The sequence below is a fragment of the Candidatus Pelagibacter sp. genome (genome assembly GCF_052049995.1).
Taxonomy (GTDB): domain Bacteria; phylum Pseudomonadota; class Alphaproteobacteria; order Pelagibacterales; family Pelagibacteraceae; genus Pelagibacter.
In genome coordinates this window covers 250,032-266,599 of the sequence record NZ_JBNGYX010000001.1, presented here as the reverse complement: position 1 = coordinate 266,599, position 16,568 = coordinate 250,032, and the positions used below count along the sequence as shown (strand labels likewise).

16 protein-coding genes and 1 tRNA gene are annotated in these 16,568 nt (G+C 30.5%); 9 read left to right on the top strand and 8 right to left on the bottom strand.

Annotated elements, in window-relative coordinates:
- The first annotated feature begins 40 nt into the window (after positions 1-40).
- On the top strand, positions 41-568 hold the full coding sequence (locus ACTT9Y_RS01425; RefSeq protein ID WP_440932687.1) for an adenine phosphoribosyltransferase: 528 nt from the start codon (positions 41-43) through the stop codon (positions 566-568).
- A 71-nt stretch (positions 569-639) separates the two neighbouring features.
- A complete protein-coding gene (locus tag ACTT9Y_RS01420) occupies positions 640-1,674 on the top strand; it encodes a GMP reductase (protein ID WP_440932686.1) in 1,035 nt (344 codons plus the stop codon).
- Between the two features lies 1 nt (position 1,675).
- Here the strand turns inward: ACTT9Y_RS01420 and ACTT9Y_RS01415 are convergent, their stop codons facing one another.
- The 6 genes from ACTT9Y_RS01415 to ACTT9Y_RS01390 form a co-directional block, all read right to left on the bottom strand.
- On the bottom strand, positions 1,676-2,194 hold the full coding sequence (locus ACTT9Y_RS01415) for a phosphoribosyltransferase (RefSeq protein ID WP_440932685.1): 519 nt from the start codon (positions 2,192-2,194) through the stop codon (positions 1,676-1,678).
- 7 nt (positions 2,195-2,201) lie between these two features.
- A tRNA-Met gene (locus ACTT9Y_RS01410) sits at positions 2,202-2,278 on the bottom strand.
- A gap of 69 nt (positions 2,279-2,347) precedes the next feature.
- The gene (locus tag ACTT9Y_RS01405) at positions 2,348-2,557 is read right to left on the bottom strand and encodes a hypothetical protein (RefSeq protein ID WP_440932684.1); all 210 of its coding nucleotides are present in this window, start codon (positions 2,555-2,557) and stop codon (positions 2,348-2,350) included.
- Between the two features lie 49 nt (positions 2,558-2,606).
- On the bottom strand, positions 2,607-5,051 hold the full coding sequence (locus tag ACTT9Y_RS01400) for a GcvT family protein (RefSeq protein WP_440932683.1): 2,445 nt from the start codon (positions 5,049-5,051) through the stop codon (positions 2,607-2,609).
- A gap of 2 nt (positions 5,052-5,053) precedes the next feature.
- Entirely contained in the window at positions 5,054-6,172 is a 1,119-nt protein-coding gene (gene ald, locus ACTT9Y_RS01395; RefSeq protein ID WP_440932682.1) for an alanine dehydrogenase, read from the bottom strand.
- A 9-nt stretch (positions 6,173-6,181) separates the two neighbouring features.
- Positions 6,182-7,528, bottom strand: coding sequence for an aminotransferase class III-fold pyridoxal phosphate-dependent enzyme (locus ACTT9Y_RS01390; protein WP_440932681.1), 1,347 nt, complete (start codon positions 7,526-7,528; stop codon positions 6,182-6,184).
- Positions 7,529-7,710: 182 nt separating this feature from the next.
- Here ACTT9Y_RS01390 and ACTT9Y_RS01385 point away from each other — a divergent pair, with 182 nt between their 5' ends.
- The 5 genes from ACTT9Y_RS01385 (at position 7,711) to ACTT9Y_RS01365 (ending at position 13,429) form a co-directional block, all read left to right on the top strand.
- Complete coding sequence (locus tag ACTT9Y_RS01385) at positions 7,711-8,652, top strand: ABC transporter substrate-binding protein (protein ID WP_440907728.1); 942 nt, start codon at positions 7,711-7,713, stop codon at positions 8,650-8,652.
- An 88-nt stretch (positions 8,653-8,740) separates the two neighbouring features.
- The gene (locus tag ACTT9Y_RS01380; RefSeq protein WP_440932680.1) at positions 8,741-9,538 is read left to right on the top strand and encodes an ATP-binding cassette domain-containing protein; all 798 of its coding nucleotides are present in this window, start codon (positions 8,741-8,743) and stop codon (positions 9,536-9,538) included.
- Positions 9,538-11,463 (top strand): ABC transporter permease, encoded by a 1,926-nt coding sequence (locus ACTT9Y_RS01375; RefSeq protein WP_440932679.1) that lies wholly within the window; start codon positions 9,538-9,540, stop codon positions 11,461-11,463. Before ACTT9Y_RS01380 ends, ACTT9Y_RS01375 begins: the two co-directional genes overlap by 1 nt.
- Entirely contained in the window at positions 11,463-12,425 is a 963-nt protein-coding gene (locus ACTT9Y_RS01370) for a class I SAM-dependent methyltransferase (RefSeq protein WP_440932678.1), read from the top strand. The genes ACTT9Y_RS01375 and ACTT9Y_RS01370 overlap by 1 nt, the downstream gene beginning before the upstream one ends.
- A complete protein-coding gene (locus ACTT9Y_RS01365; RefSeq protein ID WP_440932677.1) occupies positions 12,425-13,429 on the top strand; it encodes an Ldh family oxidoreductase in 1,005 nt (334 codons plus the stop codon). The genes ACTT9Y_RS01370 and ACTT9Y_RS01365 overlap by 1 nt, the downstream gene beginning before the upstream one ends.
- Here ACTT9Y_RS01365 and ACTT9Y_RS01360 read toward each other — a convergent pair.
- The gene (locus ACTT9Y_RS01360) at positions 13,418-13,615 is read right to left on the bottom strand and encodes a hypothetical protein (protein WP_440932676.1); all 198 of its coding nucleotides are present in this window, start codon (positions 13,613-13,615) and stop codon (positions 13,418-13,420) included. The two genes, ACTT9Y_RS01365 and ACTT9Y_RS01360, sit on opposite strands and share 12 nt — an antisense overlap.
- 104 nt (positions 13,616-13,719) lie before the next feature.
- Here ACTT9Y_RS01360 and ACTT9Y_RS01355 point away from each other — a divergent pair, with 104 nt between their 5' ends.
- Positions 13,720-14,679: a MarR family transcriptional regulator gene (locus ACTT9Y_RS01355; RefSeq protein WP_440932675.1), complete on the top strand. Its 960-nt coding sequence runs from the start codon at positions 13,720-13,722 to the stop codon at positions 14,677-14,679.
- Here the strand turns inward: ACTT9Y_RS01355 and ACTT9Y_RS01350 are convergent.
- Positions 14,676-15,527, bottom strand: a complete 852-nt coding sequence (locus ACTT9Y_RS01350) for a bile acid:sodium symporter family protein (RefSeq protein ID WP_440932674.1) — start codon at positions 15,525-15,527, stop codon at positions 14,676-14,678. The two genes, ACTT9Y_RS01355 and ACTT9Y_RS01350, sit on opposite strands and share 4 nt — an antisense overlap.
- Positions 15,528-15,627: 100 nt before the next feature.
- On the opposite strand from ACTT9Y_RS01350, the gene ACTT9Y_RS01345 reads away from it, so the two are divergent.
- A complete protein-coding gene (locus ACTT9Y_RS01345; protein ID WP_440932673.1) occupies positions 15,628-16,539 on the top strand; it encodes a bifunctional enoyl-CoA hydratase/phosphate acetyltransferase in 912 nt (303 codons plus the stop codon).
- Positions 16,540-16,568: the final 29 nt, after the last annotated feature.

The following is a 16,568-nucleotide window of genomic DNA, read 5'->3' as shown; positions in this document are numbered from 1 at the left end:
GTTAAAAAATTATTTATTTATACTTTTATATTTAACTATTATGAATTTAAAAGATTATATTAGATCTATTCCTGATTACCCAAAAAAAGGCATTTTATTTAGAGATATAACTACTTTAATCAAAGATGAAAACGCGTTTGCAGAGACAATTAATCGAATTATTGAAATATCAAAAAAGTATAATTTTACAAAAATAGCAGCTATTGAATCTAGGGGTTTTGTATTTGCTTCAGCTGTTTCGTTTGTCCTAAAAAAACCATTTATTATGCTCAGAAAAAAAAATAAATTGCCAGCAGATGTTCACTCGGTAGATTTTGAGCTTGAATATGGAACTGCAACAATTGAAGTTCACAAAGACTCTATTGATGAAAAAGATGAAGTTTTAATCATAGATGATTTAATTGCGACTGGAGGTACAGCTGAAGCAGCAGCAAAATTGGTTGAGGTTTCTAAAGGTAAAGTTGCAGCATTTGTATTTGTAATAAACCTATTTGATCTAGGAGGATCAGATAACCTAGTAAAAAGTAATTATAAAGTTGAGAATTTAATTGAATTTCCAGGGCATTAGAAACTAAAAAAACTTATCCACAGGCTATATATTGTTTGAAATTAATATTTATGATTATAACTTAATCGGGAATGAGAATTGAAGAAGAGTTAAAATTAGATTATTCAGATGTGCTGTTTAGACCTAAAAGAAGTACATTAAAAAGTCGCAAAGACGTAAATCTCTTAAGAACTTATAGATTCAAATACAGTAAGAATGAATGGTCAGGTATTCCAATAATGGCTGCAAATATGGATGGGGTTGGAGAACTGAGTGTGGCTGAAAAGTTAAATGAATATGGAATGATTACATCTTTAACAAAACAACATGATGTTAAAAAACTTAAACAAAATAAAAATATTAAAAAAATCTTTCCTAATATCGCACTTAGTGTTGGTATAAAAAAAGAAGATTTTCAAAATTTAGATAAAGTATTAAAAGAATTTAGTTTTTTTAAATTTATTTGTATTGATGTTGCAAATGGTTACACAGAACATTTCACTAATTTTATTAAATCAGTAAGAGATAAATACCCAACAAAAACAATAATTGCAGGTAATGTTGTAACAGCTGATATGACTCAAGAATTAGTTCTGAGTGGAGCCGACATTGTTAAAGTTGGAATAGGACCAGGTAGTGTTTGTACAACAAGAATTCAAACTGGAGTTGGTTATCCGCAATTAAGTGCAGTAATCGAATGTGCTGATGCAGCTCATGGACTTGGTGCACATGTAATAGCAGACGGTGGATGTACTTGTCCTGGTGATGTGGCTAAAGGTTTTGGAGGTGGTGCAGATTTTGTAATGCTTGGAGGTATGTTAGCTGGACATGATGAAGGAAATGGTAAAATTGTTAAAATTAATGGAGAAAAATATATAGAGTTTTATGGATCTAGCTCTGAAGTTGCTAATAAAAAACACTATGGTGGACTTTCAGATTATCGAAGTAGTGAAGGGAGAAAAGTAAGAGTAAAATACAGGGGTAAAATAAACGATACTATTTTAAATATTCTTGGAGGTGTGAGAAGCAGTTGTACATATGTTGGAGCACCTTCACTAAAACAATTAAGCAAATGTACAACATTCGTTAGAGTATCCAATCAATTTAATGATAGTTTAATTAAATAATTTATTTCTCAAACTTATAATCTTTTATATTTGTAGTTTCGTATTTCTCAAAAGGCATATGTATCCAAGGAGAATCTTTTAAATAATCTACAGAATAATCAGGTTTAAATTTTGAAGTTGATTTGTGCCATAAAACTGCAGTTTTAATTTTTTCATCAAAATAAAAACCATAAAAATGTTCTAACCATTTAATACTTTTTATTAAAGTTTTTCCAGAGTCCGCCAAATCGTCAACTAACAAAACATGTGAGCCTAAATTTGGAGTAGTTTTTGCTAAATCTCTTGAAAAAGTAAACTGTCCTTGTTGATTTTTTATATCGTCACTATCACCATGGTATGACTCAACAGATAAAATGGCTAAAGGGACATTAAAAAGTCTACTAAAAATATCCCCAACCCTTAATCCACCTTTTGCAATACAAATTATTTGATTAAATTTTAAATTATCATCATGAACTTTTTTAGCTAATTGTTCAATCTTTTTATGATAATCTTCCCAAGTTACATAAATATCTTTCATAATTTTTTGGTAGCGGGAAGTGGGATCGAACCACTGACCTCGGGCTTATGAGTCCCGCGCTCTAACCAACTGAGCTACCCCGCCTTAATTGATAAGTGGTTTATAATACAAATCTTTATTGATTCAATAAACTTTTTTTAATCAAATTCTAAATTAAATAATAAAATAAATAGCTAACAAACTAACTAAACCAGCCAGAAAAATTGACAAAACAATTCTTTTTTTTAAAGTTCTTTTTTGATCTAATCGAACCCTATTCAGTAAAATATTTACATTAGTAGTTTTAATCTTGTCTGACTCAAAATCTTTAGTTTGAGCAACATCTGTATTAAATAATGATGTGTCTTGATCTTTTTTTTTCACACTTAATTTAAACAGGTAACAAGTATAAATACAATAAAATTAGAGAAAACTAAGCTCGTTTAAAATCTTTAGTATTCAAAGGTTTTGATAAAATTTCGACTGGATACTTGATCTTCTCAACTTCTATAAACAAATTTTTATCTTTAAGTGTATCTATTGTGTTTCCTGAATTTACGTAGCCAAATGATAAGTTTTTGTTAAAGCAGAATGAATAATTTCCTGAAGTTGTTCTTCCAATGATTTTATCATCTAAATAAATAGGCTCTTCATGTAACAACAAAGGTTGACCTGGTTTACTATCTTTTAATGTAAACATCATCATTGTCTTTACTAAAGGTTTATCTTTTATTTTTAATAATGCGTCTTTGCCAATAAAATTAACATTTTTTTTATAACTAATAGTAAAATTTAAACCTGCTTGGTACTGATTTTCTTCTGGTGAAATATCATGGCCCCAATGTAAAAAACCACTTTCCATTCTCATTATATCCATTGCATGCATACCGCAATGAGATAAGCTAAAATTTTTTCCCTCATTAATTAAAATTTCATATAATTCCAAGGCATCATTTTTATTTACATATAATTCAAAGCCAAGTTCACCAACATACGATATTCTTTGCGCCCAAACTTTTATATTTTCAATTAATACATTTTTTCCTGATCCAAATTGAAAATTTTCTGGTGAATAATCTTCATCACTAATCTTTTGAATCATATCTCTACTTTTAGGACCAAATAAACCAAGACAGCAAATCTCCTCAGTAACATCTGTAAATTTTACATCTTCAGATAAATATTTGAGGATATGAAATTTGTCTCTTTCTCTTGTTGTTGCTGAACTAACTATTCTAAAATGATTTTTATCAATACAAACAATTGTTAGATCTGTTTCGATACCACCATCCTCATTAAGCATATGAGTATAGGTAGATTTTCCAATTTCATTTTTAATGTTAGCTGTACAAATTTTTTGTAAGTCACTATGTGTTTTGTCACCTTTTAAATCAAATTTTGAAAAAGTTGAAAAATCAAAAAGTCCAACATTTTTTCTAGCATTTATTGTTTCATGTTTTGCAGATGGGTACCAATTTTGAAAATTAAAACTATAATTATATTTTGGCTCCTCTCCATTTAAAGCATACCACATAGGTCTTTCAAACCCTCCAACAACTCCAAAACAAGCACCAGCTTTTTTTAATTCTTCATGATAAGGTAATAATTTTTCATTTCTTGAAGTTTCGTGCTGTTTATACGGCCAATGCATACCATATAAATCACCTAAGGTTTCAGTAACCCTATCCATGATAAATTTTTTAGATGAATGAAACTTTTGGAATCTCTTTATATCTAATGAAAATAAATCTTCATTTATATGACCGTTAATCATCCATTCCGCAGTTACTCTTCCTGCTCCTCCTGAGCTTGCTATTCCAATACTATTAAAACCACAACAAGTATAAAGATTTTTAACTTCTGATGTTTCTCCAAGTAAATACTGGGTATCAGGTGTAAAAGACTCAGGACCGGAAAAAAATTTTCTTATACCAGCTTTTTCTAACATTGGAAGTCTATGAAAAGATTTTTCAAGATATGGTTCAAAGTGATCAAAATCATCAGGAAATTCTCCAAATGAAAAATTATCAGGAACTCTTCCGCTATCTTTAAAAGCAGGTTTTGCATTAGGTTCAAAAATTCCAACTAACATTTTTCCAGCATCTTCTTTTAAATAAAGGCAAGCGTTGTAATCTCTGAAAACAGGTAAATCTTTAGGAAGGTCTTTCATTGGTTCTGTAATCACATAGAAATGCTCATTTGGATATAACGGAACACTAACACCTATATCTCTTCCAATTTGTCTAGACCACATTCCTGTTGCTAAAACTACATATTCACAATCAATTTTTCCATGGATAGTTTCCACACCACATATTCTTTTTTTTTTTACTAAAATTTTTTTTACTGGCGACTTCTCAAATATTTTAGCACCCAGCATTTTAGCAGCTTTAGCCAATACATTGGTAACTCCTACAGGGTCTGCCTGACCGTCTTTTGGCATATAAACACCTCCTACTAAATCTTCATTTTTTACTACTGGATATAACTCTTTTATTCTTTGTTGGTTTAAAACTTCAACTTCAACATTAGATAATTGTGCTGTTGTAGCCTGTCTTAATAATTCCTGCATCCTCGCCTTAGACGATGCAACAGTTATTGCTCCATTTTGTTTAAGACCAGTTGATAAACCTGTTGTTTTTTCAAGCTCTTTGTAAAGATCTAAAGAATATTTTCTTAATTTAGTAATTGTAGAAGTTGCTCCTAATTGACCTATTAATCCTGCTGCATGCCAAGTTGTACCAGATGTTAATTGATCTCTTTCTAACAAAATAACATCATTCCAACCATACTTTGCTAAATGATAAGCACAAGAAGTGCCAGCAACACCACCCCCTATTACAACTACCTTTGCGCTTGAAGGATAGTTTTTTTCCATTTCTAATGTTTGATTGCTTCTCCAGGTTCAACAAAATTATGCCCAAACACATCTGCAACTGCTTTGTAAGTTACTTGACCTTTATGGACATTTAACCCTGCTAAAAAGTTTTTATCTTCACTTAATGCTTTTTGATAACCTTTATTAGCAAGTTTAACTAAGAAAGGTAACGTTGCATTATTTAATGCCAATGTTGAAGTTCTAGGAACACCTCCTGGCATATTTGCTACACAGTAATGAACTACATCATCAACTATATAGGTTGGATTACCATGTGTTGTAGGTTTACTTGTTTCAACACATCCACCCTGATCAATTGCAACATCAACGATCACTGAACCTCTTTTCATCAATTTCAACATATCTTTAGTTATCAGTTTTGGAGCTTCTGCACCTGGAATTAATACACCTCCGACCAAAAGATCCGCCTCAGCAACTAATTTATTTAAATCTACTTTATCACTTTGTTCAGGTATTATTTTGTCGCCAAAAATTTCTACAAGTTGTTTTAATCTTGCTTCCGATTTATCAACAATATGAACTTTCGCTTGCATCCCAGTTGCAATTGTTGCTGCGTTTTCTCCAACTACTCCACCTCCCAAAATTAATACATTAGCTGGTTCACCTCCTGGCGCTCCTCCTAATAATACCCCTCTACCTTTTTGATTTTTTTCTAAACAATGAGCACCTGCTTGTACTGACATTCTTCCTGCCACAGCACTCATTGGAGCAAGTAATGGTAATCTTCCGTTATCATCCGTTACAGTTTCGTAAGCAATGTTAATACTTTTTGATTTTATTAATCCTTTAGTTAATTCTTTTGCAGCAGCTAAATGGAGATAAGTATATACAATTTGATTTTCTCTAATCATGTCAACTTCTACTTTTTGAGGTTCTTTTACTTTAACAATTATTTCTGCATCATTAAAAATGTCTGCTGCTGTATCAGCAATTTTAGCTCCAGCTTTTTTATATTGATCATTCTCAAAACCAGCTTCAAATCCACCATTGTTTTCAACCAATACTTCATGACCTTCTGAAACTAAAGTTTGAACACTATCTGGTGTTAAACCAATTCTATTTTCTTGTGGTTTAATTTCTTTGGGAACTCCAATTTTCATAAATGAAAATTAATTTTTTTTACTTTTTGCGTAATTTGTTATTCCAGTTCGAAGTTTTTCAATTATCTCATCAATATGTTTTTTTTCACAAATAAACATTGGAGCAATGATTAAACAATCACCTGTAGCTTTAAAATTTACCCCTGCCTCATAACAATGTTTAAAACAAGTAAGTCCTGCTGCACCTGGTTTTTTATCCATTACAATATCAATTCCGCCCATCATTCCATATCCTCTGATGTTATCAACAACATCAATATCTTTTAAAGACATTAAACCTTCTTGGAAATAAGGAGCTAAATTTTTAGCTCTATTAAAAATGTCATCCTTTTCAATAATATCTTGCACAGCTAAGCCAGCGGCTACAGAAATTGGAATTCCTGAATAAGTATATCCATGAAATAGTTCAATTGTTCCTTTAGGAGCATTTTCTGCAATAGCATCATATATATCCTCTTTACATGCAACAACTCCCATTGGACTAATACCGTTTGTGGTAGCTTTTGCCATTGTCATCATGTCTGGAGTTACTCCGTACTCTTGTGATGCAAATGGAGATCCAGTTCTTCCCCATCCAGTGATTACTTCATCAAAAATTAAAAGTATTCCATGTTTATCACAAATTTCTCTTAATCTTTGTAGATATCCTTTTGGTGGAACTAATGTGCCTGTAGATCCTGCAATAGGTTCAACGATACAAGCTGCAATATTTTCAGCCCCAAAGTTCGTACAAATTCTTTCTAGATCTTCTGCTAACTCAACACCTGTTTCTGGTTGACCGCTTACAAACTTATGTTCTGGTAAATGTGTATGTCTCATATGTACAACACCTGGCATTAAAACACTTGCAAAAGTTTTAACATTATTCACCATACCACCTACAGAGGTCGCACCAATATTCATACCATGGTAACCTCTTTCTCTTCCTACAAATCTAAATCTTTGACTATCTCCTCTTGCTCTATGATATGCTATTGCAATCTTGATTGCAGTCTCAACAGCTGTTGATCCACAAATAGTATAAAACATTCTATTTAGATTTCCCGGAGTATGTTTTGAAATCCTTGTTGCTAATTCAAATGATCCTCCAAAACCTTGTTGGAAAGGTTGACAATAATCTAAAGTTTTTAATTGATTTGTTATTGCATCAATAATTTCTTGTCTACCGTGACCTAATGGATTACAAAATAATCCAGAACTTGCATCAATTTGAGTTTGACCTTGATGGTTTTTTAAATACACACCTTTGGCTTCAACAATTAATCTTGGGTTCTCTTTGAAGTCTTTGTTGGATGTAAATGGCATCCAATGCTCATTTAAAGAATTTGGAATTGCTGTTTTGTTTTGTGTGCTCATAAAAATTTTTTTCTATAAAATAATTTAATTTAATCTTAAGGCCTCTTTAGACTAAAATAAATGGATTAACTACCACATTATTGACACAACCAAAGATTGTATAAGTTTCTTTTTTTGTTTTACTTCGAGCTCAATTTAAACTTAAATATCGATAATTTAATTAATTAAACATAGGGGAATAAATGAAAAAAATACTAAGTTTTATTCTAGGATCTATCTTTGCACTTAACCTATCAATTTCAGTTGCTAATTCAGCTGCAAATGAAGTTAGAGTTGCATACTTTCTAGAATGGCCAAGTCCAAACCTAGAGGACATGATGAAGAAAAATTACTCAAAAGCTTTAGGAGTTCCAGTCAAGTGGACAAGCTTTAACACTGGTGTGGAAATGACAGAAGCAATGTTAGCAGGAGATATTGATATTTCTTACTCACAAGGTTTAGTGCCTTTTATCAATGCTGTGAAGTCTAATGCACCTATCAAACTGATTGATATTGCAATGGAATACGGAATGGGTGGAACTACATGTGTTACATCTAATGCTTCTGGAATTACAAAAGCAAACGCTAGTGAATTAGAGGGTAAAAAAGTTGCAGTGCCTTTAGGAACTATGGCTGATTATGTTTTTACTGCAAGTATGGAAATTGTTGGTGCCGATCCAAGCAAAATGACTGTTATTGATATGGTTCCAGAAGATGGAGCTGCAGCTTTAGTAAGTGGTGATGTTGCAATGGCATGTTTATTTGGTGGTAATTCAATTGCAGCAGCTACAGAAGTTGGTTCTAGATTAATTTCAGTTGAGGAAGCTAGAGCTGGAGGTATTCTAGGTATAGATATTACTTCTGTAACTAATAAGTTTATGAATGAAAATCCAGGTATGGTAAGGACTTTTGTTGAAGTTACTCATGAAGCTAACGCAAGATATAATTCAGGTAAAAGCGATATGAATTCTATGTCTAAAGCATCTGCGATGGAAGTATCAAAAATGAAAGGTACTTTAGATGGATTTAAATTCTTAACTCCTGAAGAAACTAAAAAATCTATGGAGAGTGGTAATCTAGCTGGTTTCTTAGATGGAATGGGAACACCAAAAGGAAACGTAGATACAAGTTTCTTACCTTTATAATTTTAAAGGTTTAAAACTTTTTAAATAGGCACTGATTTAAAAAAATTAGTGCCTATTTTTTTTAAAAAATTTCAAATATAAGGGCACTATGAGTGATCTTGTTTCTCAAAATCTGAACATGATTTTTAAAACTCCAAAAGGAGAAACAGTTCATGCACTTAAGGATGTCAGTTTTACTTTAAAAAAAGGAGAATTACTTACGGTTCTTGGTCCTTCTGGTTGTGGAAAAACAACCTTATTAAATATTACCGCTGGATTTTTAAGACCTACTTCAGGAAAAATTACATTAAATAATAATGAAATTGATGGACCTGGTGTTGAAAGAGGAATGGTATTTCAACAAGGTGCTTTGTTTGAATGGTTAACGGTAGCTGAGAATGTAAATTTTGGACTTAGGATGAAAAAAGAAGATCCTGAAGTTACAGTAAAGAAAGTGGATGAGTGGTTAGATATAGTTGGACTGAAAGGTTTTGGTAATACACCTACTTATCAATTATCTGGAGGTATGCAGCAAAGAGTAGCGCTTGCAAGATGTTTAATTAATGATCCAGATTTAATTTTAATGGACGAGCCATTAGGGGCTTTAGATGCATTAACAAGAGAAAAGATGCAGTCTTTAGTTTTAAAAATTTGGAAAGAGACGGGAAAAACAATTATCTTAATTACTCACTCCGTAGAGGAGGCTCTCTTACTTGGTGAAAGATTATATGTTATGGCACCAAGACCAGGAAGAATACATAAAGAATACAATCTTCCATTTGCAGAAATGGGTCTTACACAAGATTTAAGAGAAATTAAAAAAAATAAAGACTTTTCATCTACTAGAGAAGAAATTTTATCCATGATCTGGAACATGGAAGAAGAAATAATGGGAAAAGAGAATTAATGCTAACCCAAATTGTAACAATACTAATTATAGTATCTATTATTGGATGCATTCTTTATGGAAGAAGATTAATTAAAACTGAAAAAGTTGATGCTGTATTTGGTAATCCAGAAAGATCTAAAGGTGGAACGCACTGGGTAATTGTTGGTAGTAGTGTAATATTAATGCTGTGGCTTTATTATTCATGGGATATAGCAAGAGGTTTTTATCCAAAATCTGCAAACGAATTGTGTCAAGTTGCTAAAATAAATGAATCATTATTAGGTTTAAAATATCAATTTCCTATTGAAGAGAGAGAATTCAAAAGTACATCTATTATAAAAATTGAAAATAAAAATCTTATAAAGATTGCAAATGAAATAAAAGGATCTACAGATCTAAATGATCTACAAAAAACAATCCTTGTAAGTTACATTGATAGAACCTCTAAATTAATTCCATTTTTAACTAGTGAAGAATTAATAGAAATGGATACCAAAATAAAAATTCAAGAAATGACTGAGCAAATAAAGCAACTCAGTATTAATTTCCAAAAGAAAGATTATCCTTTTGAAACAGAAGTTGAAAAAAATGAAAGACAAAAACTTATTGATGAACAAGGTGGTTGGGGAATTGTCACAATAGACTCTGGAAGTGGATCAATAGAAAACACAATCGAGATACCAACTGCTCCTCAGACAAAAAAAGGGTTAAAATTTCATGCAGCAGCAAAAGAACTAAGTTCAATAAATGACAAGTTTTTTAAATTAAGAAATCACAATCCATTATTCAAAAGCGCAATAAAACAATTAAAAGATGATATTAAAGCTTTCAGAAAAAGTTTAGACGATAGTGGTGAGATAGCATCTGACTATGCAAAAAATATTGTTAAAATTGCAAGAAGAATAGAATTTGCAAGTATTTATCCTCCTAATGCTTTAAATGAAATGCAAGAAGCCATCTTAGAGTTTGATGAATTGCAAAACAAAGAACAAGGTGGATTAAGATTAATTGATATCCTTTTGTTTCCTTCAGGAACAATTGTAGCAAGTGGAGCAACATGTTCTGAACAAGGTTCAGGTAGATGGCTGCCTAAACCATCTGATACATTTAATAAATTTGTGGAACTATCAAAACCAAGTGTTGGATACAAAAATGTTCCTCTTTTATGGATTGAAATGGTTGATGTCAGTAAAATGATAGGGTTTATTTTGCCAGATTGGATAGCTGATATATTGCCTGGTGAATACCCGGTTCATACAAAAGATGGAATTGTAAAAGAAAACTTTAAAAGTAATGTTTTAAAAGTTGCTACAGGTGACTTTAAATTACTGAAAGTTCCTGTTCCATACGGACATATCTGGGACTCTTTTATGAGGGTGTTTTTAGGATTGGCGTTCGGGATTATTATTGGTGTTCCATTGGGATTATTTATGGGTCTAAACAGATTTGCTAAAGGTTTCTTTGACCCATTAATTGAACTTTACAGACCTGTCCCTCCTCTTGCATGGGCACCTTTAATTATTTCTGTACTTGGAATTGATAACTCTGGAAAAGTATTTTTATTATTTATGGTCTCGTTATCGATTATGATTATTTCTGCAAGAGCTGGTGCATCAGGAACTCAATTATCAAAAATTCATGCTGCACACTCTTTAGGGGCTACTAAAAAACAGATTTTAAGATATGTGATTTTCCCTAATTCACTTCCTGAAATTCTTACAGGAATTAGAGTTGCAGTTGGTATGTGCTGGGGAACACTTGTTGCTGCAGAGTTTTTAGCGGGGACTACAGGTATTGGTTTTGTTGAAAATGTTGCAAAAAAATACTTCCAGTGGGAAGTTATTTGGATAACAATAATTATAATGGGTTTACTAGGTCTTTTATTTGATATTACATTAAGAAAAATAATAGACAAAACTATTCCATGGCGTGGAAAAGGTTGATGAATTATAAAAAAATATTAAATCTTTTTAAAATTCCGGTTGATTTAATTTTATCAATCCTAATAATTCCGGCCTCATATATAATGTTATTTTTTAGATTTATAGGCGGTCATAAATTTAAAATTAGCAGAGCTATTTTAAAAAGAATTGGCGTTTTTCCTATAATTAAAAATTATTATGAGCCTATTTTCGATTTTGAAATCTTAAAAAATGACTTGAATAGTAAAAGAAATTTACCTGGAATAAACTTTAATATTCAAGAACAAATTAGTTTTTTAAGAAAATTACAATATATTGAAGAATTAAAAAGTTTAAATCTCTTAAAAAGTAGTCCGAATTATAATTTTAATCTTAAAAATAATTTCTTTGAAGAAGGTGATGCTGAAATTTATTATTCAATAATTAGACATTTAAAACCAAAAAATATTATTGAAATAGGGTCTGGTCATTCATCTTTAATTGCTTTAGAGGCAGTTGATAAAAATTATAAAGTAGATCAAATCAAATCCGAACTTTTGTGTATTGAGCCTTATGAAAATAAATGGTTAGAAGAAAAAGGAGTAAATGTTATTAGAAAAAAAATTGAGGAAGTTAAAGAAGACCTTTTCATAAATTTAAAAAAAAACGATATTTTATTTATAGACAGTTCACATGTAATCAAACCCCAAGGAGATATTTTAAAAATATTTTTAGAATTATTTCCAAAGCTAAATAAAGGTGTTGTAATTCATATTCATGATATTTTTACTCCCAGAGATTACCCATCAAAGTGGTTAAAGGAAGAAAACAGATTTTATAATGAACAATACTTATTTGAAGCAATTATGGACCATTCAAAGAGATACAAAATTCTACTTTCATTAAATTTACTTAAAAACGATTATTTCAAAGATCTTAAAAATAACTGTCCGTATTTAAATGAAAATTGTCAACCAAGTTCTATATATTTAGAAGTAATGTAATGAAAAAAAATAAATTAAAGAATAAGATTATACTCATCTTCAAAAAATATGGTCTAAATAATGACCACGCCTCTATTTCTGCTGATGCATTAATTAATGCAGAATTAGTTGGTGCATATGGACATGGTTTATCAAGACTTAAGATGTACTGCGATCGAATTTCTAAAAAAGTAATTAATCCAAAACCAAAAATTAAAATTAAAAAAATTTCTACTTCAATTTCCCATATTGATGCAAATAATAGTATTGGTTTTGTTGCAGCTGATCTAGGAATCAAAACTGCAATTAAACATGCACAAAAAACTGGAATAGGAATGGTTGCTGTTAAAAATAGTGGTCACTATGGTTTATCGGGTTATTATGCTGAACAAGCAGTAAAGAAAAATTTAATTACAATGATCTATACAAATGCCCCTCCTGCAGTTGCTCCACATGGTGCATTAAAAACATTATTTGGAACAAATCCAATTTGTTTTGGATCCCCTACTGGTTCTAAAATTCCATTTATTTTAGATACATCAATCTCAATGATTAATAGAGGTAAAATTAGAGTTGCAGCGAGAAACAATCAATCAATTCCTGCGGGAGTTGCTTTAGATAAATTTGGAAAACAAACTACAGACGCAAAAAAAGCATTAGCGGGAGTTCAATTACCAATTGCAGGTTTTAGAGGTTCAGGACTTGCTTGGATGGTAGATATTTTAAGTGGAGTTTTAACTGGAGGAAATCATGCAGGAAGAGTTAAAGATCCATTTGATGATTTTTCAGGACCACAAAATATCGGTCACTTGTTTATAACTTTTAAAGCGAATTTATTTCAAAAAAATTATAATCAAAGAATTAAAGATAATATTAAAACAATAAAAAAACTTCCTAAGATAAAAGGAGTTAAAGAAATAATGTATCCAGGACAAAATAAATTTAACCGGTATAAAAATAACTCAAAAAAAGAAATTTCTATACCGGATATAATAAAGAAAGATTTGGAAACTTTAATAAGTTAACATCGTTAGAGCACCCAAAGAAAAGATAACAGATGATAAAATTATTGTTCGTTTAACTTTTTCCTTCTTTTTTTCTTCTAGAAGTCTTTGCTTTAGAACATCCACGTTAACTCTTTTTGGAGTTTCAACATATTGAGAAGGGGTCTCTATAATTTTAGATGTTCTATTAAAGCTTTCTGTACTCATTGCCATAAGTAAACATAAATTGAGTTTTTTTTAAATAGATCTATTTGTCCAAAATGGGTTGACTCGTTATTCGATATTGTTCATATTGGGTTTTTTTAAAAAACATGAGCACTTTACCTAGTATATCCGAGCACATTAATGAGAAAATTATTAACAAAGTAATTGAAGATAACTTTGCCGCACTAGCACCATTTTATTTTACTCTAACAAGTAACTGGTTCATCAGAGCCTATGATCATTGGAAAGACATAGATAAGTTCGTCATCATTATATATTTGATTCATCAAGATCTTATATATTTCAGGCAGAATGGCTTAAAAATTAACTACGAAACGTTTTACGAAAAAAAATCAATCGAGATTGATAAAATTAATATTTCAGATATCTCAAAAGATTTAGGTATTCCGAAAGAAAGCATTAGACGAAAAGTTTTAGAATTAGAAAAACAAAAAGTAATTAAAAGAGCTGGTAAGAAAATTTTTATTGTTAGAGATACCCTGTACTCAGCTAAAGCAGTCGACACTCTTACAGAGGTTGCAAATATCTTACATGAATTTAATAAAATTTTAAAAAAGGAAAAATTAGTAAATAAAGTTTATTCTGTTAAAGAAATAATATTAGCAATAAAAGAAAATTTTTCTTATTGCTTGTATCAGTTTAATAAATTTTGGTTTATTTATATTAATAGATGGAGAAATGAGCTTAAAGATTTAGAAACCTTAGGTATTGGTATGGTTGTAGTAATTAACGCAGTTAAAAATAAAAATTTTACTCCAAAAAAAAATATGCGTTCATTCCATAAAGAAGTTATGGGTTCTGATAGTAGAGGTGTAAATGCTATGTCAATTTCTGAGATAACAGGTATTCCAAGACCTACTGTTGTTAGAAAATTAAAAAATTTAATTGATAAAAAATATCTTCATATAAATGAAAAAAAATTGATAACATTCAATGCTAAAGATAGTGCTTTTATAACGACTAAGGGAATGGTGAATAAAAATATGATTAGCTTAAGTCATTTTATCTATAAAGTTTTTAATCAAATAAGAATTATAAATTCTTAATTAGATTTTCTTAAAATAAAAATAAAAATAAATCCTGTGATATACATGATTAATGCATATGCAGCAGTTGGTATTGCGTACAATATATCGGTACCAAATATTTGTGTAGAAACGAATATAGCTAAAGTACCATTTTGTAGTCCACATTCTAATGCTATACACCTCATTTGTTTAATTCCAGAAGTAAAAGCTTTTGCAATGTAGTAAGCAATAACCATCATCGATACATTTAATATTAAAGTTATTAAACCAGCTTGCATTATAAAGCTAATTAAATTTTCTTTTTCTTCGTAAAATGCTGCAAAGAAAAAAATTACAAATAACACAATATTAAGTTTATTAAAAATTCCAACTTTAGATGCTATGAAATTTTCAGCAACTTTTCTGATAATCATTCCTAAAATTACAGGAACCGTTACAACTAAAAACATTTTTAGTGCTATTCCTGTCATTGAAATATTTTGAGACATTTCTGTTATTCCAAGTAAACCTGCAGATGAAAAAATTATCAACGGAACTGTAATTATACTTAATAAACTAATTATAGCAGTTAAAGATATTGATAATGCAACATCTCCATCAGCAAATTTTGTCATAATATTAGATGTAACACCTCCTGGAGCAGCAGCTATAATCATAACCCCTATTGCTATTTCTGGAGGTGCCCTAAAAATTAAAATTAATACGTATGCTACAATTGGAAGAATTATTAATTGAGAAATAAAACCAACAATAAAATCTTTTGGTGTTTTTAATACTCTTCCAAAATCTTCTAGTTTTAATCCAAGGCCTAAGCCCAGCATTATCAAAGCCAAAATAATTGGCGCTATTTTTGTTACAATGTCCAAAGTGTTACCCTCTTAATATCTAGATTATAACTTTTTACATAATTTGTTTACACGATTTTTTTCTATATACATGTTGAGTTTTTTGACTTATTTAAAGAAAATGCTTTCAAACAAAGAAATAATCTGCCCAAATAACTTGTTAGATTTAGCTCATAAAAAAAAGGGAGTTAAAGTTGCAGTTGTAAATGCTGGTAAACCTTTGCCCATGTTATCAGTTCAAGACGCAGTTAATGAAGGTTTAATTGAGCCAATATTTATAGGTCATGAAGTTGAAATACAAAAATGTGCTGAAGATATAAAATGGGATATTTCTAAATATGAACTTATCCATGAGCCTGTAGAAAATGAAACTGCTAAAATTTCAGCTAAATTAGCAAGTGAAGGTAAGGTTCAAATAATAGTTAAAGGACATATTCATACAGATGTTTTAATGAAAGAAGTTTTAAAACGTGAATATAATTTGCTAGGAAAAACAAGGCTCAGTCATATTTGGCATATGACCCTTGATAAAGACGACAAACCATTAATTATTACAGATGGAGCATTAAATGTTTTGCCAAATTTGAAAACAAAAATGCATATTTTAAAGAATGTTGTTAATTTTTCAAATAGAATAGGAATAGAAAGACCCAAAGTATCTGTATTGTCTGCAACTGAAGAAGTTTTAGAAAGTGTACCAAGTTCGATTGAAGCTGCGGAAATTACTAAATTAGCTGAAAAAGAAAATTTAAATGCTGATGTTTTTGGTCCATTGGCATTTGATAATAGTATTTCAAAAAAGTCAGCAGCTATTAAAGGAATTAAAAACTTGGTTGCTGGAGAAGCGGATGTATTGTTGGTACCAAGTGTAGAGACTGGAAATGCATTGGTCAAAATGCTTATTTATTTCAGTGGTGCATGTGCCGCAGGAGTAGTTGTTGGAGGGAAAGTGCCTGTGGTAATAACAAGTAGATCAGATGAAGCACAAGCAAGACTAGCATCGATTGCTGCTGCTGTGGTTGCTTTAGACTAAATGTTTCATTGAAATTTAAAAAAATTTCA